The sequence below is a fragment of the Acinetobacter pecorum genome, from assembly GCF_014837015.1.
Taxonomy (GTDB): domain Bacteria; phylum Pseudomonadota; class Gammaproteobacteria; order Pseudomonadales; family Moraxellaceae; genus Acinetobacter; species Acinetobacter pecorum.
Genome location: NZ_JACSPT010000001.1, coordinates 1 through 23,095, shown reverse-complemented (window position 1 = coordinate 23,095; position 23,095 = coordinate 1). Strand labels below are relative to the sequence as shown.

At 44.0% G+C, this 23,095-nt stretch carries 20 protein-coding genes and 1 tRNA gene; 5 read left to right on the top strand and 16 right to left on the bottom strand.

Annotated elements, in window-relative coordinates; all coding sequences use genetic code 11:
• The first annotated feature begins 41 nt into the window (after nucleotides 1-41).
• The 3 genes from H9629_RS00105 to H9629_RS00095 all read left to right on the top strand — a co-directional run bounded on the left by H9629_RS00105 (nucleotide 42) and on the right by H9629_RS00095 (nucleotide 2,834).
• Nucleotides 42-221, top strand: a complete 180-nt coding sequence (locus H9629_RS00105; RefSeq protein WP_064094960.1) for a hypothetical protein — start codon at nucleotides 42-44, stop codon at nucleotides 219-221.
• A 10-nt stretch (nucleotides 222-231) separates the two neighbouring features.
• Nucleotides 232-1,632 carry a hypothetical protein gene (locus H9629_RS00100; protein WP_191730315.1) on the top strand — a complete coding sequence of 467 codons (1,401 nt, stop codon included), beginning with the start codon at nucleotides 232-234 and terminating at the stop codon, nucleotides 1,630-1,632.
• Nucleotides 1,633-1,724: 92 nt separating this feature from the next.
• Nucleotides 1,725-2,834 carry a hypothetical protein gene (locus H9629_RS00095; RefSeq protein WP_191730314.1) on the top strand — a complete coding sequence of 370 codons (1,110 nt, stop codon included), beginning with the start codon at nucleotides 1,725-1,727 and terminating at the stop codon, nucleotides 2,832-2,834.
• A 539-nt stretch (nucleotides 2,835-3,373) separates the two neighbouring features.
• On the opposite strand, the gene htpG is transcribed toward H9629_RS00095, so the two are convergent.
• From htpG to H9629_RS00070, 5 genes are all read right to left on the bottom strand, one after another.
• On the bottom strand, nucleotides 3,374-5,293 hold the full coding sequence (htpG, locus tag H9629_RS00090) for a molecular chaperone HtpG (protein ID WP_191730313.1): 1,920 nt from the start codon (nucleotides 5,291-5,293) through the stop codon (nucleotides 3,374-3,376).
• 151 nt (nucleotides 5,294-5,444) lie between these two features.
• A complete protein-coding gene (locus H9629_RS00085; RefSeq protein WP_064094964.1) occupies nucleotides 5,445-5,789 on the bottom strand; it encodes a lysozyme inhibitor LprI family protein in 345 nt (114 codons plus the stop codon).
• Between the two features lie 191 nt (nucleotides 5,790-5,980).
• Complete coding sequence (locus tag H9629_RS00080; RefSeq protein WP_064094965.1) at nucleotides 5,981-6,586, bottom strand: OmpW/AlkL family protein; 606 nt, start codon at nucleotides 6,584-6,586, stop codon at nucleotides 5,981-5,983.
• Nucleotides 6,587-6,916: 330 nt separating this feature from the next.
• Complete coding sequence (locus H9629_RS00075; RefSeq protein WP_064094966.1) at nucleotides 6,917-8,281, bottom strand: Na+/H+ antiporter family protein; 1,365 nt, start codon at nucleotides 8,279-8,281, stop codon at nucleotides 6,917-6,919.
• Nucleotides 8,282-8,382: 101 nt separating this feature from the next.
• On the bottom strand, nucleotides 8,383-9,264 hold the full coding sequence (locus tag H9629_RS00070; RefSeq protein ID WP_064094967.1) for an alpha/beta fold hydrolase: 882 nt from the start codon (nucleotides 9,262-9,264) through the stop codon (nucleotides 8,383-8,385).
• A 117-nt stretch (nucleotides 9,265-9,381) separates the two neighbouring features.
• Between H9629_RS00070 and H9629_RS00065 the strand changes: the two genes are divergently transcribed.
• Nucleotides 9,382-9,876 carry a DUF4442 domain-containing protein gene (locus H9629_RS00065; RefSeq protein WP_191730312.1) on the top strand — a complete coding sequence of 165 codons (495 nt, stop codon included), beginning with the start codon at nucleotides 9,382-9,384 and terminating at the stop codon, nucleotides 9,874-9,876.
• Nucleotides 9,877-9,934: 58 nt separating this feature from the next.
• On the opposite strand, the gene H9629_RS00060 is transcribed toward H9629_RS00065, so the two are convergent.
• The 3 genes from H9629_RS00060 to rpoB all read right to left on the bottom strand — a co-directional run bounded on the left by H9629_RS00060 (nucleotide 9,935) and on the right by rpoB (nucleotide 18,961).
• The gene (locus H9629_RS00060; RefSeq protein WP_064094969.1) at nucleotides 9,935-10,300 is read right to left on the bottom strand and encodes a hypothetical protein; all 366 of its coding nucleotides are present in this window, start codon (nucleotides 10,298-10,300) and stop codon (nucleotides 9,935-9,937) included.
• 206 nt (nucleotides 10,301-10,506) lie between these two features.
• Entirely contained in the window at nucleotides 10,507-14,697 is a 4,191-nt protein-coding gene (gene rpoC / locus H9629_RS00055) for a DNA-directed RNA polymerase subunit beta' (protein WP_064094970.1), read from the bottom strand.
• 175 nt (nucleotides 14,698-14,872) lie between these two features.
• Nucleotides 14,873-18,961 carry a DNA-directed RNA polymerase subunit beta gene (gene rpoB, locus H9629_RS00050; RefSeq protein ID WP_064094971.1) on the bottom strand — a complete coding sequence of 1,363 codons (4,089 nt, stop codon included), beginning with the start codon at nucleotides 18,959-18,961 and terminating at the stop codon, nucleotides 14,873-14,875.
• On the opposite strand from rpoB, the gene H9629_RS00045 reads away from it, so the two are divergent.
• Nucleotides 18,955-19,206, top strand: coding sequence for a hypothetical protein (locus H9629_RS00045; RefSeq protein WP_064102178.1), 252 nt, complete (start codon nucleotides 18,955-18,957; stop codon nucleotides 19,204-19,206). The genes rpoB and H9629_RS00045 overlap by 7 nt on opposite strands.
• A 62-nt stretch (nucleotides 19,207-19,268) precedes the next feature.
• On the opposite strand, the gene rplL is transcribed toward H9629_RS00045, so the two are convergent.
• The 8 genes from rplL to H9629_RS00005 form a co-directional block, all read right to left on the bottom strand.
• Complete coding sequence (gene rplL / locus H9629_RS00040) at nucleotides 19,269-19,634, bottom strand: 50S ribosomal protein L7/L12 (protein WP_064094972.1); 366 nt, start codon at nucleotides 19,632-19,634, stop codon at nucleotides 19,269-19,271.
• A gap of 48 nt (nucleotides 19,635-19,682) precedes the next feature.
• Nucleotides 19,683-20,189, bottom strand: coding sequence for a 50S ribosomal protein L10 (rplJ, locus tag H9629_RS00035; RefSeq protein ID WP_064094973.1), 507 nt, complete (start codon nucleotides 20,187-20,189; stop codon nucleotides 19,683-19,685).
• A gap of 304 nt (nucleotides 20,190-20,493) precedes the next feature.
• Nucleotides 20,494-21,189 (bottom strand): 50S ribosomal protein L1, encoded by a 696-nt coding sequence (gene rplA, locus H9629_RS00030; protein ID WP_064094974.1) that lies wholly within the window; start codon nucleotides 21,187-21,189, stop codon nucleotides 20,494-20,496.
• Between the two features lie 3 nt (nucleotides 21,190-21,192).
• On the bottom strand, nucleotides 21,193-21,621 hold the full coding sequence (gene rplK / locus H9629_RS00025; protein WP_004813566.1) for a 50S ribosomal protein L11: 429 nt from the start codon (nucleotides 21,619-21,621) through the stop codon (nucleotides 21,193-21,195).
• 119 nt (nucleotides 21,622-21,740) lie between these two features.
• Entirely contained in the window at nucleotides 21,741-22,274 is a 534-nt protein-coding gene (gene nusG / locus H9629_RS00020) for a transcription termination/antitermination protein NusG (protein ID WP_064094975.1), read from the bottom strand.
• Nucleotides 22,275-22,281: 7 nt separating this feature from the next.
• Nucleotides 22,282-22,722: a preprotein translocase subunit SecE gene (secE, locus tag H9629_RS00015; protein WP_064094976.1), complete on the bottom strand. Its 441-nt coding sequence runs from the start codon at nucleotides 22,720-22,722 to the stop codon at nucleotides 22,282-22,284.
• Between the two features lie 74 nt (nucleotides 22,723-22,796).
• A tRNA-Trp gene (locus H9629_RS00010) sits at nucleotides 22,797-22,872 on the bottom strand.
• Nucleotides 22,873-22,924: 52 nt separating this feature from the next.
• Nucleotides 22,925-23,095: EF-Tu C-terminal domain-related protein (locus tag H9629_RS00005; RefSeq protein WP_449689269.1), on the bottom strand; the 171-nt coding region annotated here is incomplete at its 5' end.

Genomic DNA, 23,095 nt, shown 5'->3' with positions numbered 1-23,095 from the left:
ATAATTGCAGCATAAATATACTGATATCAAGAAATTCTGCTATGCATGAACTTCAAGCATTGCTACAGGGCAAAATTCCACCTCAGGCGATTTCTGTTGATTTTTTAATTGAAATGGCTGAACGCCATACAAATCTAAATTCTGCTGAATATAAGCTGATCGAACTGGCAGTCAACATGATACTCGCCCACACACTGGATCAGGCATTGCAACATCTCTAGAGATCTAAAAATGAATGCTTTAGAAAAAGCACAATTAATTAAAGAATTACAGCAACTAACACGACAACTTGAGTATAAAGCCCTGCCTTTGTATGAAATTGCACGCTCAAAAAAAAGAATACGCGATATTTTTGATCTATGTGATGAGCCTATTTTCAGAGCCCAGATTCTAGCTTTTAAAGCCCGCACCCAACCTGAGCTTGTCGCCTACCAGTTTTCTGAAAATACCGCCTATCATCTCAGCTTCCGTGGTTATTTCATCGAAAGCCAGGTGCTGGAAAAAGCCTTGTATGCCTATCCGGATTCAGGTTGGGCACTTTTACATCGTCCTGAACATGGCTGGCAGCTCTGGCTGATTCCGGCTCCCCACTCTCCTGCCCTGCACAGTCCATGGGCTGAACTGCAACAATGTTATATCTGGCTGTTGCAACAACAGCAGCAGTCGGCTTGTCTGAAAGAAGATCCACCATTATTGACGGTACCGGCTCTATCCCTGAATGAGGCTGAAAGCAGCTTAAAAGTGGAAGAAAAAAGCAAATACCATCGTGGTCAGCCAAGAGCAATAATCCAGGTGCCGGAATCAAGTCACCCTAATGAACCAGCTACTCAAGTAAAAACCCTACTTGAGGATCTTAATCCTCATCCAGAAACAGAAACAATAAGTCATCAAGAACCGGGCCTAGCCATGGAACTCATTCAGTTTCCTGCAGAAATCCAGATAGGTAGCATGATCGCCCAGGTTCGCTCTTTGGGCTTAGAAGAAGCCAATATACAACGGCTCTGTGCTTTAGAACTGGCACCCGATGACGGACATCCCGCCTACCTGGATATTGCCCTATATTATGCCGCAGAAGACAACTGGCAGGCTCGTCAGGTCTTTGTGGCTGAGCAATTGAATCTGCAAGGCCAGTTTGTCAAATATCTGATGCTTTTAGGCGTACCAAGTCAGTTGCAGGCACACTATTGCATCCAGCACTGGCTGGCCCAGCATCAACGTCAGGCTGCTGCAATTAAATCACTGGCATGGTCTGCTTTAGCTACCAGTTTCCTGCAAGTGGAGCTCTTTTCAAAAGCTTACCTGCAACAGGCAGAAACGGTCTGGACATCGCCAGATTATTACCCGTTTATATTTGCGCATTTAATCCAGAAGCAGAAATTTATCTCATTTAAAGAAGCTGCTGCAGATTTTTCTACCCCAATACTTTTACTACAAGAACATCAGAAAATTCGAGTGATTCATGGTGAAGCACGTATGTCGCTTGCAGAAGATGAGCTGGCCTATCCGCACCTGTTGCTACAACGTGACAAACAGCTAAATTGGCAGAATATTCACAATATTATTTTATCAATGCCACAGCCCATTCAGGTGATGGATCTTTATCGGGAGATTCAGGCTCAAATGATTGAATAATTGCTGTTATTTTGTAGCTTTAACTTGCTTTTCAAGGCCATTTTTTAGAAAACTACAGCTAGATATAAGAATACAAGAGCAACAAATAACTCATGCAAATAAACAGGATTACTCCAATCTTACTGCTCTCTCTCGGTATAGGAATGAGCAGTAGCATGTCTTGGGCAAATTCAGTAACAGATGCTCCTGACAATCCGGCAGATACAGAGCCAAATCATTCAGGATTACTGGATCAGATTCCGCGCTTGATCGATGCGACGCCTACGATCTTACCGGAACAGTCTGATGAAGCAATTGTGCCCTCCATGACAGAAACTGAAAATAACTCATGGGCCGATAAAAGGCAGAAAGGAATCCGTGAATGGGCAGACCGGACCGCACATAAAATTGACAACTGGTTTGGCAAGACCGATCCAGACCAGCCAGCTAATGCGACTTTACGAATCATTCTGGATAATAGCTGGGACAAATATGAAACTTATGAGATCAAGCCCAGAATTCGAGGAAAAATTAAACTTCCAACTCTGGAGCAGAAATTAAGTCTGGTTTTTGGTGATGACAGTCTGGATAACGAACTGGACACCAATGCCGCCATTACCAATGAAAATCTTGATAATACTAGGGATAAAAATCTGGATATTCGCCGTACCCGTGAAAACAACAGCTCATTTGCCTTGCGCTGGTCAGAATTTGCCGATGGTCTGCCTTTCGATACCGACCTAGACCTCGGGGTACGTTCTGGCGATGATATCTATGCACGTGCCAAAATCAGTAGAGACTGGACCATGGAGAATGACTTCTCCTTTCATGCGGAACAGATTTACCGTTATGGATTGCAGAGTGAAAACTATCTGAGAACCAATCTTGAGCTGATCCATGCCCGGCCCAATCAGGCCTTTTTTTCCAATCAGCTGAGTCTGACTTATGCGGATGAACAGGAAGATGATCTGACCTGGGACAATTACACCTTCAGACAGCATCAATTTTTTCAGGAAAATCGCTTCAATTATGGCATCTATACAGGCGGTTATCTGGAGGATAAAGATCTGCATCTGAATCGTTGGGGCCCTTATGTATCCTGGAGACAGCCGTTTCTACGCGAATGGTTTTTTGTACAGGCTGACCTGAACTACCTGAATGATGACCGACTGAACCGTAGCCATTATCTGGGTGCGTTAGTGCGTATGGAAGCCATTTTTTAAACCCAAACTGTTCTGAAAACTTCAAAGTCCATACAATATGGGCTTTTTCATGTTTGGATAAAATCAATGCTTATTCAGGAGAGTAATGTGTCATGAAAGCAAAAAAATTGCTGCCCCCTATACGCTTTTCTTGTAAGGATAAGTCCCATCTGCGACATATTAAATCTCCCACGATCGGTACACTGGATACGCTGTAATTTTGGTACGTCTTTTTTGACTGATGCCTGAAAGCCAATATGATCATTATGCACCACTTTTCTTAGATGCCGTGTTGGCCAAATCCATGCATTCATTAAGATCAGCATAACTATACTGGACTTATTACTGGCGATTTTTTCATGAAGAACTCTCCAATCCCAATAATCTCCATTATGAATTAATATTCAATAATCTATCCCATTTAAAGATTATAAAATTAAAGGTATTTCTTTATATGAGCTCACGCTTTTTAAAATTATGCAAAGAAAATTAAAGTTTTCAGGAATGAATTCAAGCTATGAAAAAATCCCTCCGAAGAGGGATTTTTGAAGCCTAGAAAATTAACCTAACAGCAGGCTGTTAATACGTTTCACATACTCAGCCGGATTTTCTGGCAAACCACCTTCTGCAATCATGGCCTGATCAAAAATCACATTGGCCAGATCATCAAACTGGGCAGAACCTTCCAGTTTTTTCACCAGCGGATGTTCAGGGTTAATTTCAAGAATCGGCTTAATGTCAGGGACAGGCTGTCCGGCATCTTTCAGCATACGGATTAACTGCGGAGATAGCTCGCCTTCACCTGTGACCAGACAGGCCGGAGAATCCACCAGACGAGTAGTCACACGCACTTCTTTGGTTTTGTCTTTGAGAGAATCAGTCAGTTTCTCAACTACTGGCTTGAACTGTTCAGCCGCAGCTTCTAGCGCTTTTTTCTCTTCGGCGTCTTGCAAATCACCGAGGTCAACTGCACCCTTGGACACATTCTGCAATGGCGTACCATCGAATTCATGTACGAAGTTCATGGCCCATTCATCGACACGCTCAGACATCAACAGTACTTCAATGCCTTTTTTCTTGAAAAGTTCCAGTTGTGGCGAATTCTTCGCAGCGTTCAGGCTTTCTGCAGTGATGTAGTAGATGGCCTTCTGGCCTTCTTTCATGCGTGCCTTATAGTCCGCCAATGAAGTGCTGACTTCGTCGTTGGTCGAGGTGGCATAGCGCAACAGCTTTAAGATACGTTCACGGTTCGTAAAGTCCTCACCCAGACCTTCTTTCAGTACCGCACCAAATTCATGGTAGAAAGTCTTGAAGTTTTCCTGATCTTTTTCATCTTCAGATTTTGCCAGGCTATCCAAAGTGGTCAGGATACGGCGGGTATTGCCTTCACGGATGGTTTTCACATCGCGGCTTTCCTGCAACAGCTCACGGCTGACATTAAGCGGAAGATCGGCACTGTCCACTACACCCTGTACAAAGCGCAGATAGTTTGGAATCAGGTTATCCGCGTCATCCATAATGAAGACACGTTTGACATACAGCTTGATGCCGGCTTTGGCTTCACGGGTAAAAATATCCTGTGGTGCCTTGCTTGGAATATAAAGCAGCTGGGTGTATTCCGTGCTGCCCTCGACACGATTGTGCGCCCAAGCCAAAGGTGCAGCAAAATCATGCGTCAGGTTTTTATAGAACTCGATATACTGCTCTTCGCTAATCTCAGACTTGTTACGGGTCCAGAGCGCGCTGGCCGAGTTAATGGCTTCCCATTCATCAGTCTTCACATAGTGACCGCCTTTCGGTGTTTCACCTTCAGCAGCTTCATCTTCCTGCCAGACTTCTTTTTGCATCTGGATTGGTAAGCTGATGTGATCCGAGTATTTATTGATGATCTGCTTTACTTTATAACTTTGCAGATAATCCAGGGCATCTTCACGCAGGTGCAGGATAATATCGGTACCCCGGCTTTCTTTTGTAATCTGTTCAACTTCGAACTCACCCGTGCCCTCGCTGATCCAGCGCACACCTTCTGAGGCATCTGTACCGGCACGACGCGATTCTACCGTAATCTTATCTGCCACAATAAAACCTGAATAGAATCCTACCCCAAACTGGCCAATCAGCTGGGCATCGGCTTTCTGATCTCCAGTCAGTTTAGACATAAAATCTTTGGTACCAGACTTTGCAATAGTCCCCAAATTATCAATCGCTTCTTGCTGGCTCAGGCCGATCCCGTTATCTGAAATGGTAATAGTTTTATTTTCTGGATCAAGGCTGACACGAACATGCAGGTCTGGATCATTTTCATAATATTCAGGATGATTAATGCCTTCAAAACGCAATTTGTCACATGCATCTGAAGCATTGGAAATCAGTTCGCGCAGGAAAATTTCAGGATTTGAGTAAAGCGAATGGGTCACGAGGTGCAGTAACTGTGCTACCTCGGCCTGGAAACTGTGTTTTTGTACGTTTAAATCGCTCATGAATCACTCCTATTATTGTAAATACAGATATTAACTGCTGCCTATATGAATGGAGTGAGTTCAATAATTTTCAATAGTCTGAAGTGGATTTTTTCTCAAAAAAATTTAGATTTTTTATCTTTATCAGATTAATAGATTGAATCAATGAATCTTAATAAGGTCCCATTTTATAGATACGCTCAAACTGCAGGTCCAGCTGCTGCTGACGCATGTTATAGACCTGACTCAGACAAGACACCGATTCCTGGCAGCGGTCGCGAAACTGCAACCATTTGACCTGATCGCGCTGAATCACCGAGCGCGTTCCCATCGGTACCATACGGCGTAAAATATGGTAGCTGGTGCTCATCTTGACATCGGCATCATTGAGCAGTCGATGCTCACAAATCGTTTTTTCTGTACCAGTTACAGCTTTCTGACACTCAAAGCTTGCTGCATAGGCAGATGCTGCCAGCAGACTGGAGAAGATCACAATACCTTGGATTAAAAACTTCATGCTGATCTTCCTTATTATTCAATTATTAAGTCGTATTCAATTAATGTTTACTTTATTCGTTTTAATATAGTTGAACATTGCCGATCTGCTCAATTTCAACACGTTATAAATCGTTGTTATTTTGAAAAAAAAGCCTCATACAAGATGAGGCTATTGGAAAATCAATCCAGGAATGTGGAAGCTTAAACTTTTTAGAATTTGTAGCTATAACCCAATGTATAAACAATCGGATCAATATCTAAATTAAATTTAGATTTTCCAACTGCTGCAGCTGTTGCATCATCTAAAGTCACTTCAGGACTCAAATCCGCATAACGCACATCTACAAACACACCCCAGTTTTTAGCATCTGCCGGTTGATAGTTAAAACCGACTTGTCCAGCAATACCAAATTCCTCTTTGACGTCTTTTGCTGCACCTTCTTCATCCCAAGCAATAAAGGCTGTTCCACCCAAACCTACGTATGGCGTAAAACGTGTAGAGTTTTTAAAGTGATATTTTGCGGTAATGGTTGGTGGAAGATGCTTAATCTTGGCAATTTTTCCTAGACCCTGAGCAGAAATGTCATGGTTAAACGGGGCAGCCAATAATAATTCTGCCGAAATATTGTCATTGAAGAAATATTCAACAGAAGGAGTAAAACCATATTCCTGATCGGCTTCTACGACTAAACCTGGTGCAATTTCAGTATCGCTTGTTGGTGCCAAAGAACTCGCACCCACTTTAACTTGCCACGGACCTGCCATCGCAGATGCAGAAAGACCCATTAATGCAATTAAAGTAATTTGCTTTAACATTTTAAACACCCCACTGGAAGAATAATTATTAAAAAATAAACCCTAATTAATAATAAACACGATAGAAAATAATATGCAATACAGATTATAAAACTAATTTTCAATTATTATTTAAGATATTGTTTTAACTTTAAATTTATTTTAAATTGACTGGAAAGGTTGGTTTTAAATACCAAGTGAATTAATCAGATTAACAGGCTTTATTCAGAGTAAAACAATCAGGTTTATATTAATTTAATCTTTAATAAAAATATTTAAAATACATCTTATAATTTATTTTAAATCCAGATTAATCTGCCCTGATCTATATCAGGGCAGATTAAAATTTCCTTAGAGGACCATAGCTGCAATCCAGCCAAAAATGATCAGCGGAATATTAAAATGAATAAAGGTAGGGACTACGCTGTCTTTCATATGGTCATGTTGACCATCCATGTTTAAACCCGAAGTCGGACCTAAAGTTGAATCCGATGCTGGGGAACCGGCATCACCCAAAGCTGCTGCAGTCCCGATAATCGCAATAGTCGCTGCAGGACTAAAACCGAACTGGATACAAAGCGGCACATAGATAATCGCTAGAATCGGAATGGTTGAGAAAGACGAACCAATACCTAAGGTAATCAGCAGACCGATCAGCAGCATCAAAAATGCGGCCAGTGCCTGACTATTACCAATCCAGTGGACCGATGCCTCGACCAGCGCAGGCACCTGATTGGTGGCTTCAATCACGGCTGCAAAACCTTGTGCTGCAATCATGATAAAACCGACCAGCGCCATCATGCGCATACCGGTAATTATCACATCATCCGCTTCTTTCCACTTGAAAATACCGGCACAGCTGAGAATCGCCACACCGACCAGACCTGCTAGAATCATTGAATCTGAGTACAGTTGCACTACCAGGGTTAAAATAACAGCCAGACCGGCCATCCAGATAGTGAATTTCGAAATTTCAGGTTTAAGCTGTGGCTCTACCCCGAGTTCAGATGAAATACTTTGCGGCTTTTCAATCTGAATGTCTTTATACTGACGCGGTTTACGATAGCTGATAAATATAGCCACCAATAAGCCAACGAACATTCCAAATACCGGGATCGCCATGGCAGATGGAATCTGGTCATAGCTGATTTCAAAACCATAAGGCTTACCAAAAGTATTGATGTTATAACCCAGAATATCATTCAGGAAGATCGCACCAAAACCCACTGGAATCAGCATATAGGTTGCAACCAAGCCAAAGGTTAGCAGGCAGGCCACCAGACGGCGATCCAGCTGTAAATGGTTAAATACAATCAATAGCGGTGGAATCAGTACCGGAATGAAAGCAATATGCACAGGAATGACATTCTGTGAGAACACTGCAGCAATAGCGACGGTGAAAAAGATCAGATATTTCATCCGGTTCTGTGCTTTAAAATCCGCCTCACCCTTTAAGGTGCTAATCATTTTATAGGCCAGTAAATCCGGTAAACCCGAACGTGCCAAGGCCAAAGCAAATGCACCTAGAATACCGTAAGCCAAGGCAATTTTGGCCCCACCACCCAAACCATTGTTAAATGCGTCTAAGGTACCCTGCAGGCCAAGACCTGCCAATAAACCACCTGTAACAGCACCAATGACCAGGGCAAAAACCACAGGTACACGTGCCAATGAGAGTCCAAACATGACTCCAATAGCAGCAAGAATTGCGAACATAATGAATCGGAGATAGAGAGAAAGCCGCTATTTTATCAGAAAATACGGATAAAAATTCCGCCACTTTCTCCTCGCCGGGTCATGCTTCACAAAGCGGCTTCTCAATCGATGACCGCAGACTTCTTCTGAATAAAATGATCAATTAATTGAGCAACTTGCTCTGGCTGACTCAGAATCGCCCAGTGATTGGCAGCCAATTCTACTCTCGAAAAATCATCCACCCATTTAGACACTTCATCGATCAGATCAGGGCCGACAAACTTATCATTTTGCAACACAATCGCTTGTACAGGACAGATTGCAAAGCGCTGCCGTGGTTGAGCTAAACGTGGCAAAAAGTTAGCCCGATACAGATTCACACCATATTTTCCATCTTTGACAATATAGGGATTAAGCGGCAGATCATCGCGTTTTTCCAGTTGCTCAACGATCTTGGCCCAACGCTGCGGATTAAAAAAATTCCAGGCCAAAGGTGCCACCCAGGGCAGCTGAAACACCGCGATATACCAAGACTTGCTCATCTGCTTTAAGAATTTTGTTCTGTTTTGCTGGAACTGTTCGCGCATCCAGAAAGCTGCATGGTCCAGACAGGGGCCGGACAGCGTGCTATAAGACAAAATTCGGCCTTTGAATCTAAAATCTGTGACAGATTCCCAAGACTGAATTGAGCCCCAGTCATGTGCAGCCAAATGAAAAGCTCGATTCGGCAATACCTTATTCACTACTTCTTCCAGATCCTGACTTAAACGTGCCAGACGGTAATCCGAGATTTTTTTAGGAATACTGGACTCACCTGCACCACGTACATCATAGGTCACAATAAAGTAGTTCTGAGTTAAATAATGAATGACTGGCTCCCAAACCATCTGATGATCGGGATAGCCATGAACCAGCACCAATGCCGGCTGTGTGGGCTGTCCATAAGTTCTGACACAGAGCCGCTGCTGATCCGTGGTATCGACCCATTGTGTTTGCATTTCCATCTTTTAATCCTGTTCTTGTTATTGACCGCTTAGTTTATAAATCGGCATGATTGATCAATGCTAGCGCATTTTTGTTGCTCTAGTATGCATAATCAAAGCCACAAAAAGAATGTCAGTATGAACCTATTCCAGAAAATTCAACAACTGCCGCTGGTATCAAAATTTATTTTGAACCGCTATGCTCCTTACCGGGGTGCAGGTATCGAAATTGATAAGATTGATTTTAATAATTATCACGTGCGGGTCAAAATGCCGCTAACCCGTAAAAACCAGAATATTGTCGGCGTACATTTTGGTGGCAGCCTGTATTCGATGGTCGATCCTTTTTATATGTTACTGCTGATGCATCATTTGGGGCCGAAATATCTGGTCTGGGATAAAGGTGCCAGTATTCAGTTTTTGGCTCCTGGCCGCGGCACCGTGATCGCGGACATCCGGATCTCTGCTGAAGAAATCAGCACAATTATCAATTTGGCGGCCAACAATGCACCTGTATACCGCAATTATCAGCTAAATATCTATGATGAAGCCGGGGTCAGGATTGCGGAAGTAGAGAAAACGGTTTATATCCGGCGAAAACAGAGCAAAGGGAAAAGCCTATCTGTCAAATAAGATAAAAGCGCCCATATGGCGCTTTTAAATTTAGATTATTTTACAAGTGAAACAGGACTTAACGACGACGGTTATCCTGTTCAATGGCAGCTCCGGCACCACCACCGATGGCACCACCGATTGCAGCACCGGCATTACCACCAAAGATGCTTTTACCGACTGCTGATCCTACCGCACCACCTACACCACTATAGGTTGCATTACGGTTGGAACCACCTTGGGATTTACTACCTACTGCAGCACCGGCACCACCACCAATCGCAGAACCGACACCACCACCGACACTATTACCTACGCCACCACCGACGGCACCACCTAAGGCAGCAGCACCAATACGTTGATTTTTGCTCGACATGTTTTCACAACCTGCCAACATAAAGGTGGAAAGCGTGGCAACTGCCATAACACCGATTAACTTTTTCATGACCTTGGCCTTCCTGTCTTGTCTTGTTTTAATTAAGCTTATCTTCATTTTATGGAACTAAAATCTGCAGCGTGTTATTTCTCTCGGTATTCCTGCTGATTTTTGTAAGTATCAGTGGATAATTCCCATGTTGAGGAAGCTATCTGGATGAGTTTTGTATAAAAAAAGACGCCCGAAGGCGTCTCTTTTTTAAGCTTTAACTTGAATTAGAATTCTTCGTTAAATGCCTGGCTTAAAGCTTGGTCCACATCAGAGAAGTTATTATGCAGTTCAAATTCTGCAGCTTCTGCTTCTTGACGACGACGCTCTAAGTGGTAAGCCAAACCTGTACCCGCTGGGATCAGACGACCTACAACCACGTTCTCTTTCAAGCCGCGTAAATCATCTTCTTTACCTGTTACAGCCGCTTCAGTTAACACACGTGTGGTTTCCTGGAACGATGCAGCAGAGATGAACGAGTCAGTAGAAAGCGATGCTTTGGTAATACCCATCAATTGACGTTCAAACTTCGCAGGGAACTTGTTTTGCGCAAGAACTGCTTGGTTTTCCTGAACAACACGGATGTAATCCACTTGTTCGCCTTTGATGAAGCTAGTATCTCCACCGTCAGTGATATCAACTTTACGCAGCATTTGACGTACGATCACTTCAATATGCTTATCGTTGATTTTTACACCTTGCAGACGGTATACGTCCTGAACTTCGTTCACGATGTAATTCGTCAATGCCACTTCACCTTTCAGACGTAAAATGTCATGCGGGTTTTGTGGACCATCAGAAATCGTCTCACCACGGTTTACATGCTCGCCTTCGAACACGTTAATGGTACGCCATTTCGGAATCAGCTCTTCATAGATTTCAGAGCCATCATCCGGCGTAATCACCAGACGGTTCTTACCTTTGGTCTCTTTACCAAAGCTCACAACACCTGACACTTCTGCAAGGATTGCATGCTCTTTCGGCTTACGTGCTTCGAACAAGTCAGCTACACGTGGCAGACCACCGGTAATATCACGAGTACGTGAAGATTCTTGTGGTACACGACCGATTACGTCACCGACACCAATTGTTTCGCCATCGCGAACAGAAAGAATCGTGTTTTGTGGCAGGAAGTAGAACTGCTCACCACCATCGACTGTGTCTAATACAACAGCAGGACGCAAATCTTTACCTGACGCAGGACGTGAAGTCACTGGCAAGATTTCGATGGTTGACATACCTGTTGCATCATCAGTTTTAGAAGTAACCGTCACGCCATCAGCAATCTGGCTGAAACGCACTTTACCAGCAACTTCTGTTACCAATGGATGTGTATGCGGATCCCAAGTCGCCACGATACCGCCTGCTTCTACAGCTTCGCCATCTTTGAGCAAGATAGATGCACCGTATGGAATTTTATAGCGCTCACGCTCACGACCTAAGTCATCCGCAATACCGATTTCACCTGAACGTGAAGTCGATACCAAGTGACCTTTGGCATGTTGTACTGTTTTCACGTTGTGGAAACGTACTGTACCCTGGTTACGAACCTGTACGCTGTTTGCAGCAGAAGTTCGGCTCGCAGCACCACCCACGTGGAAGGTACGCATGGTTAACTGTGTACCTGGCTCACCAATCGATTGAGCTGCCATAACACCAACAGACTCACCCGGGTTCACCTGATGACCACGTGCCAGGTCACGACCGTAACATTTCGCACATACACCGAAGGTAGATGCACAGTTCACGACTGAACGCACTTTAATTTCGTCGACACCCTGGCTTTCGATAAACGCAGCCAGTTTCTCGTCAATTAAAGTATTACGTGGAAGCAGAACTTCATCTGTACCCACTTTCTTGACATCTTCAGCAACTACACGACCCAATACTCGTGCACCCAGGTTCTCGATGACATCACCACCCTGAATGAACGGAGTCATTACTAGGCCGTCGAAGGTACCACAATCTGGCTCGGTAATGACCAAGTCCTGCGCAACGTCTACCAGACGACGAGTCAAGTAACCAGAGTTTGCAGTCTTAAGTGCTGTATCGGCCAAACCTTTACGCGCACCATGTGTCGAGATGAAGTACTGAAGTACGGTCAAACCTTCACGGAAGTTCGCTTTAATTGGGGTTTCAATGATCGAGCCATCCGGCTTCGCCATCAAACCACGCATACCCGCCAACTGACGAATCTGAGCTGCCGAACCACGGGCACCCGAGTCAGACATCATGTAGATCGAGTTGAATGATTTTTGCTTCTCATCTTCACCCTGTTTGTTCTTCACAGTGGTGAAAGACAAGTTGTCCATCATCGCTTTAGCAACCTGGTCATTGGTACGTGCCCAAATATCGACCACTTTGTTATAACGTTCGCCGGCAGTTACGAAACCTTGTTCGAACTGTTGTTCGATTTCACGAACTTCAGCTTCCGCTTTACCAATAATTGCTTGTTTTTGCGGTGGAATAACCATGTCTTCCATACCGACAGATACACCTGAACGCGTCGCTTGACGGAAGCCCAAGTACATTAATTGGTCAGCGAAGATAACAGTATCTTTCAGACCCAATTTACGGTAGCAAGAGTTAATTAACTTAGAGATGTTTTTCTTGGTCATCTCAACGTTAATTTGCTGGAAATCCATCCCTTCAGGTACAACTTCCCAAAGTAGGCAGCGACCAGGCGTCGTATCTACAATAATGGTTTGCTGTTCGCGGTTACCGTCTTCGTCGATCACAGTCTGGTGTACACGTGCTTTAACGCGAGCGTGTAGATCAACCTGACCTGTTGCCAGTGCACGGTTTACTTCGTGAGTATCCGCGAACACCATGCCTTCACCTTTGGCATTGATTGCATCACGCGTGATGTAATACAAGCCCAAGACAACGTCCTGAGACGGTACGATGATTGGCTCACCGTTCGCTGGAGACAAGATGTTGTTTGTCGACATCATTAACGCACGAGCTTCAAGCTGAGCTTCAAGTGTTAATGGTACGTGTACCGCCATCTGGTCACCATCGAAGTCGGCGTTAAACGCAGCACATACGAGTGGATGTAGACGGATCGCTTTACCTTCGATCAGGATCGGTTCAAATGCTTGAAGACCCAGACGGTGAAGAGTTGGTGCACGGTTCAACATCACTGGATGTTGACGAATCACGTGAGCAAGTACGTCCCAAACTTCTGGGGTTTCGCGCTCAACCATTTTCTTCGCAGCTTTAATGGTGGTTGCTTGACCAGATGCCTGTAGTTTCGCAAAAATAAATGGCTTGAACAGTTCAAGTGCCATTTTTTTCGGAAGACCACATTGGTGCAAACGCAGGTTTGGACCAACAGTAATTACCGAACGGCCAGAGTAGTCAACACGCTTACCAAGTAAGTTTTGACGGAAACGACCCTGTTTACCTTTGATCATGTCTGCCAAAGATTTAAGTGGACGCTTGTTCGAACCGGTAATTGCACGACCGCGACGACCGTTATCCAGCAATGCATCTACAGACTCTTGCAACATACGTTTTTCGTTACGTACGATGATGTCTGGCGCAGCAAGGTCAAGAAGACGCTTCAAACGGTTGTTACGGTTGATCACACGACGATAAAGATCGTTCAGGTCAGAAGTCGCGAAACGACCACCTTCAAGTGGTACAAGCGGACGAAGATCTGGTGGAAGAACTGGAAGTACAGTCAACACCATCCATTCTGGCTTGTTGTTTGAATCGTTGAATGCTTCCATCAACTTCAAACGTTTAGAGGCCTTTTTCAGCTTGGTTTCTGACGTTGTAACAGGAATTTCTTCACGAAGACGTGCAATTTCAGCTTCAAGATCGATGTCTTTCAACAGGTCTTGAACCGCTTCAGCACCCATTTTCGCTGTGAATTCATCACCGTGTTCTTCTAATGCATTGAAGTATTCTTCATCGTTTAGAAGCTGGTATTTCTCAAATGGAGTCATACCCGGATCGGTCACTACATAAGATTCGAAATACAATACACGTTCAATATCACGCAGCGTCATGTCTAAAAGAAGACCGATACGGCTTGGTAATGATTTCAAGAACCAGATGTGCGCAACCGGTGAAGCAAGGTCAATATGACCCATACGTTCACGACGAACTTTCGCAGTAGTCACTTCAACGCCACATTTTTCACAAATGACGCCTTTGTATTTCATACGCTTGTATTTACCACACAAGCATTCATAATCTTTTACTGGACCAAAGATTTTGGCACAGAACAAACCATCACGTTCAGGCTTGAACGTACGATAGTTAATGGTTTCTGGCTTTTTAACTTCACCGTGAGACCATGACTTAATCATTTCTGGTGACGCAAGACCAATACGGATGCGATCAAACTCTACAGGAGCATGACCGTCTGAATCCGTCTTTTTGCGCATGATATCGAGCAAGTCTTTCAATTTTTTTCTCCGTGTGTTGTGGAGATTTTCACTCAACAACTGGGTCACAAATATTGTTTTTTAACTGAACTAATCCCCCTTGATCCCCCTTTTTCTAAGGGGGAAAACTCCTCAAAGCAAGAGGAGCAAATCCCCCCCTTTCATAAAGGGGGTTGGGGGGATTAAATGGAACTAATTAGTCACCATTTTTCAGTTCAATGTTGATACCTAAAGAACGGATCTCTTTGGTCAATACGTTGAACGATTCAGGCATGCCCGGATCCATATAATGGTTGCCATCTACAATGTTCTTGTAGATACGGGTACGGCCTTCAACGTCATCCGATTTCACAGTCAGCATTTCTTGTAGCGTATATGCTGCACCGTAAGCTTCTAGTGCCCAGACTTCCATCTCACCGAAACGCTGACCACCGAATTGTGCTTTACCACCAAGCGGCTGTTGCGTTACTAGCGAGTAAGAACCAGTTGAACGCGCATGCATCTTATCATCAACCAAGTGGTTCAGTTTCAGCATGTACATATAACCGACAGTTACCGGACGGTCGAAACGTTCACCTGTACGACCATCATATAATACAGTCTGACCAGTACTAGATAGGCCTGCAAGTTGTAACAACTCTTTGATCTGACCCTCTTCAGCACCATCGAATACAGGCGTTGCCAAAGGCACACCAGCACGCAAGTTGCCAGAAAGTTTCAAGATTTCTTCGTCGGTCAAGCTATCAAGATCTTCTTGCTCGCCACCCACTTTGTTGTAAATCTTGTCTAGGAAATCACGAAGCTCAAGTACAGTACGTTGCTCTTTCATCATCTTGTCGATTTGATCGCCAAGACCTTTTGCAGCCATACCCAAGTGAGTTTCAAGAATCTGACCCACGTTCATACGCGATGGTACGCCCAGCGGGTTAAGCACGATATCAACAGGTACACCGTTGGCATCATGTGGCATGTCTTCTACCGGTAAGATGTTAGATACAACACCTTTGTTACCGTGACGACCCGCCATCTTATCACCCGGCTGGATGCGACGTTTTACAGCAAGATAAACTTTAACAACTTTCAATACGCCAGTAGTCAGTTCATCACCTGTAGAAAGTTTGCGTTTTTTCTCAGCAAATTTCTCGTCAATTTCAAAGCCCTTCTCTTTCAAGAACACTTGAATTTGCGTTAAACGTTCAGCAATTGCTTCATCAACTGGTTGAATTTCAAGAAGATCAACGAGCTCTAAACCAGACAACACGTCTTCAGACAATTTGTCGCCACGTTTAGTTGTACCGCCACCATTCGACTCTTGGCCGTTGAGTAGACGGATCACACGTTCACGTGCAGCTTCTTCGAAGATTTTGAACTCTTCTTTCAAGTCTTTACGGTATGCATCAAGCTGTGCTTTTTCAATTGCTTGAGCACGTTCGTCTTTTTCAAGACCGTCACGTGTAAACACTTGAACGTCAATCACAGTACCTTTCGTACCCGATGGAACGCGTAAAGATGAGTCTTTTACGTCAGCCGCTTTTTCACCGAAGATTGCACGTAGCAATTTTTCTTCCGGAGTAAGCTGCGTTTCACCTTTAGGTGTCACTTTACCAACCAGGATGTCACCGGCAGTTACTTCAGCACCGATGTAAACGATACCTGACTCGTCCAGTTTAGACAGAGCAGCTTCACCTACGTTCGGAATATCCGCAGTGATTTCTTCCGCACCCAGTTTGGTATCACGTGCAACACATGACAATTCCTGGATATGAATAGACGTTAAACGGTCTTCTTGAAGTACACGCTCAGATAACAAGATCGAGTCTTCGTAGTTGTAACCATTCCAGGTCATGAACGCAACGCGCATGTTCTGGCCCAGTGCCAGCTCACCGCCATCTGTTGATGGACCATCAGCAAGCACATCGCCACGACCTACTTTATCGCCCATGTTCACAAGAACTTTCTGGTTGATACAAGTGTTCTGGTTCGAACGGGTGTACTTGATCAGGTTGTAGATATCTACACCTGCTTCACCTGCGATCATTTCGTCTTCATTCACACGAATAACCACACGTGACGCATCTACATATTCGATACGACCACCACGTTTCGCGATCACACATACACCAGAGTCATGTGCTACGTTCGCTTCCATACCTGTACCAACAAGCGGCTTGTCAGCGATCAACGTCGGAACTGCCTGACGTTGCATGTTTGAACCCATCAATGCACGGTTGGCATCATCGTGTTCTAGGAATGGAATCAGTGAGGCTGCTACAGAGACTACCTGCTGAGCAGATACATCCATATGCGTTACTTTTTCAGGAGGCATACGTACGAAGTCACCTTGATGACGTACAGATACGAATTCTTCAGTTAAATGACCATCTTTATCAATTGCAGAATCGGCCTGTGCAATCACAGTACCCACTTCTTCAATAGCAGATAAGTATTCAACTTCGTCTGTTACACGACCATCAACCACTTTACGATACGGTGTTTCCAGGAAACCGAACTCGTTCGCTTTAGCATATACAGAAAGCGAGTTGATCAAACCAATGTTTGGACCTTCCGGTGTTTCAATTGGACAAACACGGCCATAGTGAGTTTGATGTACGTCACGTACTTCAAAGCCTGCACGCTCACGTGTCAAACCACCCGGACCAAGCGCTGATACACGACGTTTGTGTGTAATTTCAGACAACGGGTTGTTTTGGTCCATGAACTGGGACAACTGGCTTGAACCAAAGAATTCTTTGATTGCAGCAGCCACTGGCTTCGCGTTGATCAAATCCTGCGGAGACAGGTTATCAGTTTCAGCTTGTGACAGACGCTCTTTAACAGCACGTTCTACACGAACCAGACCCACACGGAATTGGTTTTCTGTCATTTCACCAACAGAACGAACACGACGGTTACCCAAGTGGTCGATATCGTCGACTTCACCTTTACCGTTACGGATTTCAACTAATGTTTTCAGTACATCAGTGATATCCTCATTCGAGAGAATACCTTCAACTTCACGTGACTTCTGGTCTGTACCCACTTCGTAAGGACGACCCAAACGACGGTTGAACTTCATACGACCCACTGGAGACAGGTCATAACGCTCAGAAGAGAAGAATAAGTTGTTAAACAGGTTTTCAGCAGCTTCTTTGGTTGGTGGCTCGCCCGGACGCATAACCTTGTAGATTTCTACCAATGCTTCTTCACGGCTTGTAGTCGTATCTGCACGTAGAGAATCTGCAATGAATGAACCGCGGTCGATATCATTGGTGAACAGAATATTGAACTGCTTCACACCGCCTTCTGCAATTTTCACCATAATTTCATGGCTTAATACAGTATTGGCTGCAATCACATCACCATCTTTTAATGGGATGTCTTCAGCAGTAATACGCTCATATAGGTACTCATCAGGTACTGCAAGTTTTTCAAGACCCGAAGCTTCCATTTGACGTACATGACGCGCATTGATACGTTTACCTTGCTCAACAATTGCCTTGCCATCCTTGTCCAGGATGTCAAACTGTGCCATTTCGCCACGCAGACGTTCAGGCACCAGGTCAATCTGGTAGCTACCCATGTCAAGATACACAGGTACTTTCTCGTAGAACATATCGAGAATGTTTTCGTTACTATAACCCAAGGCACGAAGTACTACAGTCGCAAGTAATTTACGACGACGGTCAATACGTACATAAACCAGGTCTTTCGCATCGAATTCAAAGTCTAACCATGAACCACGGTAAGGAATGATACGTGCTGAATAAAGAACTTTACCACTTGAGTGAGTCTTGCCCTTATCGTGGTCAAAGAATACGCCTGGTGAACGGTGTAATTGTGACACGATCACACGCTCGGTACCGTTAATCACAAAGGTACCGTTATCCGTCATCAATGGCATTTCGCCCATATAGACTTCTTGTTCACGTACGTCTTTAATTGACTTCGTTTCACGATCTTTCAGGATCAAACGAATTTTTACACGCATTGGTGCTGCATAAGTTGAGCCACGAAGGATACATTCGCGTACATCAAACTCAGGCTTACCAAGACTATACTCAACAAATTCTAAAGCAGCATTGCCAGAATAACTTTCAATAGGAAAAACTGAACGAAATGCGGCTTGGAGACCGATATCTTCGCGGTTTTTTGGTGATTTGCCATCTTGTAAGAATGTTCTGTACGAGTCGACTTGAATCGCGAGCAAGTACGGAGCATCCATGACGCTAGGCAATTTACCAAAATTCTTACGGATCCGTTTCTTTTCGGTATATGAGTATGCCATCTGGAGTCCTCGGAAAGTGTAAACCAAGCCCGCCTGCAGAACGGGCTCAGAAGGAATTACGCTGGCCGATATGGCCACCACTCTTTACAAATGCTGCAATTTTTAGTGGTATTAAAACGCTTATCAATATTTTTTTAATGAAAAATATTGGTAAGCGTTTGTTCATTATGTTTATTTTTAATTTGTATGAATTTTATATCATGCAAACAAAAATCGAGCCGATTATTGTAACGCAAAAAGGCTGATGACCCAAGAGCCATCAGCCAATTTTTGGAGCCGATTATAAAAAAACCGGCTCCCGGCAAAATTACTTAACAGTAATTGTTGCACCAGAAGTTTCAAGCTTAGCTTTAAGTTCTTCAGCTTCTTCTTTAGAAACGCCTTCTTTAAGGATCGCTGGAGCGCCTTCAACCATATCTTTAGCTTCTTTTAAGCCAAGACCAGTTACTTCACGAACTGCTTTAATTACAGCAACTTTGTTCGCGCCGAATGAAGTCAACTCAACGTTGAATTCAGATTGCTCTTCAGCGGCAGCAGCAGCAGGACCAGCAGCTACAGCTACAGCAGCAGCAGAAACGTTGAATTTCTCTTCAAAAGCAGAAATAAGTTCAACAAGTTCAAGAACAGTTTTTTCAGCAACTGCGTTTAGGATTTCTTCGTTTGTTAAAGCCATGAGAGTAACTCCAAATGGGTATTGAATGATGTGTGTGTAAGTTTGAGCTTATGCAGCTTCTGAACCGTTTTTCTCTTGAAGCGCTGTAAGCAAGCGACCCAATTTCGAAATAGGTGCTTGAAGTACATTTGCAAGCATAGTAAGTGCTTTCTCTTGGTTCGGAAGGTTCGCGATAACGCTAACTTCAGCACCTTGATACACTTTGCCATCAAATGCAGCAGCTTTAAGTTCAAATGCTTTATTAGTTTTCGCAAATTCTTCGAACACACGAGCAGCAGCGCCCATGTCGTCTTCAGAAGTCGAGAAAGCTAAGATTGTTGGGCCAACAAGGTTGTCGTTCAAGATATTGAATGGAGTATCTTGAAGAGCGCGTTTAGCCAAAGTATTACGCACGATACGTGTGTGAACACCTAGTTTACGAGCTTCAACACGAAGAGCAGTCAATTGCTCAACAGTTAAACCTTGGTAGTCAGCAACAACAGCAGCAAATGCAGTAGAAGCAACTTCAGTTACTTCAGCTACGATCTGTTTTTTGCCTTCGATAAGAAGAGCCATTGTAAAACCTCCTAATGGTGATTTATGTACTTACGCGAAGTACACTCCCAATTCGCGAGACCATCACTGGACTCACACGCGGAGGATGAACAAATCACACCACCGCGTCTACGCAGGCTGAGCTATTAAGAGCGAAGCATAAAACTCCCCTCGCCTGCGGTCTTTGACGCTGATAAATTTTCATTTATCAATTCAAAGTTTGCCTAAGTTCGCAAGATTCCCGAAACCGGTTTCTCTTGCGTAAGTTTTAAAGCAGTGCTTTAAAACTTACTCAGGGCTTTAAAATTCTGTAATAAGTCGAGACTTACTTAGATACGTTTGCTACATCAACGATCAAACCAGGACCCATAGTTGAGCTCAAAGTGATCTTTTGAATGTATACGCCTTTAGAAGTAGCAGGCTTTAACTTTTTCAAGTCAGCCACAAGTGCTTCAACGTTTTGACGAACAGCTTCAGCAGTAAAACCTACTTGACCGATCGCAGCGTGGATGATACCCGCTTTGTCTACACGGTAACGTGCTTGACCAGCTTTTGCATTTTTAACTGCAGTTGCTACGTCAGGAGTTACAGTACCCACTTTAGGGTTTGGCATTAAGCCACGTGGACCAAGGATTGTACCAAGTTTACCTACAACGCGCATTGCATCTGGAGCAGCAATTACAACATCAAAGTCAAGGTTACCCGCTTGGATGCTTTCAGCAAGATCGTCGAAACCAACAACATCTGCGCCTTCAGCTTTAGCAGCTTCAGCAGCAGCGCCTTGAGCGAATACAGCTACACGTACAGTTTTACCAGTACCTGCAGGAAGTGTAGTCGCGCCACGAACAACTTGGTCAGATTTACGAGGATCAACACCCAGATTTACCGCGATGTCTAGAGACTCTTTGAATTTAGGAGCTGGAAGGCTCTCTAAAACTGCAACAGCTTCTTCTAGTGTGTAAACTTTGTGCGCTTCTACAGCAGACGCAATCGCTTTTTGACGTTTAGTTAATTTAGCCATGTCTTAAAGCTCCACTTCCAAGCCCATAGAACGTGCAGAACCAGCAATGGTACGCACACGCGCGTCTAAGTCAGCACCAGTTAAATCTGGTTCTTTAGTAGTCGCGATCTCTTCTAACTGAGCACGAGTCAACTTACCAACTTTAGTTTTGTTAGGTACAGCTGAACCCTTTTGAATACCAGCAGCTTTCTTAAGAAGAATAGCAGCAGGTGGAGTTTTCATGATGAATGTGAACGACTTGTCGTTGTACACAGTGATCACGACTGGAATTGGCAGACCAGCTTCAAGTTTTTGTGTAGCAGCATTGAATTCTTTACAGAATGCCATGATGTTCACACCACGTTGACCTAGTGCAGGACCAATCGGTGGAGATGGATTCGCTTTACCAGCTGGAACTTGCAGCTTGATATAGCCGTCAATCTTCTTAGCCATTTCAAATTACCTCTGGGTGCAAACGCCGGTGAAGGCTCCCCAATGATTTCAAGTAACGATACCGTTACAACAACAATGCCTGACTTATAAATAAGCCAGGCGTTTTCAACCCATACAAATTAGACTGATTTTTCGACTTGGCGAAATTCCAATTCAACTTGAGTTGGTCGGTTAAATACATTAATTGTCAGCGTTAAGCGTGACTTTTCGTACTGAACCTCTTCCACCACACCTTTAAAGTCTGTGAATGGACCGTCAATAACGAGTAATTCTTCGCCTGGTTCAAACATCGTCTTAGGACGAGGTGCTTCACCAGTATTGCGTACACGCGCAAGAATCGCATCTGCTTCTTTTTGCGTAATCGGTGCCGGTTTTTCAGCCGTCCCACCAATAAAGCCTAAAACTTTTGGACATTCTTTAACAATGTGCCAAGTATCATCGTTCATTTCCATTTCGACTAGAACATAGCCAGGAAAGAACTTACGCTCTGATTTACGCTTTTTGCCATCCTTCATTTCCACCACTTCTTCGGTAGGAACCAGGACTTCACCAAAGCTATCGGCTACAGCGCTACGCTGGATTCGATCATTAAGCGAACGCATCACTTGTTTTTCATAGCCCGAATAGGCATGAATAATGTACCAACGTTTCATAGCTCTCTTACCCGATAATAAACTTGATTAACCAGCCTAAAATATAATCAAAACACCACAGTAATATAGATGCAATGACAACAACGACAAGGACATGCCAAGATGTGGTCATGGTCTCTTGTTTAGTAGGCCAGGTCACTCGACGTAACTCGATTCGCGCGTCTTTCAGCAAGCGAATAAAGCCTTTGCCTTGATGGGTGGCGTATAATAAACCGAATGCCGCAACGATACAAGCCAAAATCACCCCAACGCGCACCCAAATATCATTTGCGGGTGCCCAGTACGCTGGTAAATATTGGTTTACCATCATTGCACCCACCAATAAAATCAAGGCGATAACCCATAGAATTATGTCTAATGGAGAACCAGAATTTACATCTACTGCAGGATTATTTCTTTGAGGAATTGCCGCTTCGCCTAATGCGTCGCGTGATTTTTCATTCGACATTTTTGTACTCGTCGTAGGTTTCGCGACTTATTATATGACCAATTTTGCCGACATCAAGCGTCTTTTTAAAAACTTGGCAGGTCAGGAGGGACTCGAACCCCCAACATTCGGTTTTGGAGACCGACGCTCTACCAATTGAACTACTGACCTGCAAAACAACAAGTTGGAGCCTAAACCCCAACTCGCCTGTCTTATTCTATGATTATGCAGTTACTTTAGCAACTACACCAGCACCAACTGTACGACCGCCTTCACGGATCGCAAAACGTAGACCTGGGTCCATTGCGATCGGGTGAATTAGCTCTACTGACATCTCAACGTTGTCACCAGGCATAACCATTTCCACGCCTTCTTTAAGCGAGATCGCACCAGT

Bases quoted from the DNA above. Each gene is read 5' to 3' on its own strand.
- secE (WP_064094976.1), bottom strand. From the start codon at position 22,722: ATGTCGAATGAAAAATCACGCGACGCATTAGGCGAAGCGGCAATTCCT.
- H9629_RS00045 (WP_064102178.1), top strand. From the start codon at position 18,955: ATGCCATCTGGAGTCCTCGGAAAGTGTAAACCAAGCCCGCCTGCAGAA.
- rplJ (WP_064094973.1), bottom strand. From the start codon at position 20,189: ATGGCTCTTCTTATCGAAGGCAAAAAACAGATCGTAGCTGAAGTAACT.
- H9629_RS00060 (WP_064094969.1), bottom strand. From the start codon at position 10,300: ATGAAAAAGTTAATCGGTGTTATGGCAGTTGCCACGCTTTCCACCTTT.
- rplA (WP_064094974.1), bottom strand. From the start codon at position 21,189: ATGGCTAAATTAACTAAACGTCAAAAAGCGATTGCGTCTGCTGTAGAA.
- H9629_RS00070 (WP_064094967.1), bottom strand. From the start codon at position 9,264: ATGGAAATGCAAACACAATGGGTCGATACCACGGATCAGCAGCGGCTC.
- H9629_RS00080 (WP_064094965.1), bottom strand. From the start codon at position 6,586: ATGTTAAAGCAAATTACTTTAATTGCATTAATGGGTCTTTCTGCATCT.
- H9629_RS00085 (WP_064094964.1), bottom strand. From the start codon at position 5,789: ATGAAGTTTTTAATCCAAGGTATTGTGATCTTCTCCAGTCTGCTGGCA.
- H9629_RS00100 (WP_191730315.1), top strand. From the start codon at position 232: ATGAATGCTTTAGAAAAAGCACAATTAATTAAAGAATTACAGCAACTA.
- H9629_RS00095 (WP_191730314.1), top strand. From the start codon at position 1,725: ATGCAAATAAACAGGATTACTCCAATCTTACTGCTCTCTCTCGGTATA.
- nusG (WP_064094975.1), bottom strand. From the start codon at position 22,274: ATGAAACGTTGGTACATTATTCATGCCTATTCGGGCTATGAAAAACAA.
- rplL (WP_064094972.1), bottom strand. From the start codon at position 19,634: ATGGCTTTAACAAACGAAGAAATCCTAAACGCAGTTGCTGAAAAAACT.
- htpG (WP_191730313.1), bottom strand. From the start codon at position 5,293: ATGAGCGATTTAAACGTACAAAAACACAGTTTCCAGGCCGAGGTAGCA.
- H9629_RS00075 (WP_064094966.1), bottom strand. From the start codon at position 8,281: ATGTTCGCAATTCTTGCTGCTATTGGAGTCATGTTTGGACTCTCATTG.
- rpoB (WP_064094971.1), bottom strand. From the start codon at position 18,961: ATGGCATACTCATATACCGAAAAGAAACGGATCCGTAAGAATTTTGGT.
- H9629_RS00105 (WP_064094960.1), top strand. From the start codon at position 42: ATGCATGAACTTCAAGCATTGCTACAGGGCAAAATTCCACCTCAGGCG.
- rplK (WP_004813566.1), bottom strand. From the start codon at position 21,621: ATGGCTAAGAAGATTGACGGCTATATCAAGCTGCAAGTTCCAGCTGGT.
- H9629_RS00065 (WP_191730312.1), top strand. From the start codon at position 9,382: ATGAACCTATTCCAGAAAATTCAACAACTGCCGCTGGTATCAAAATTT.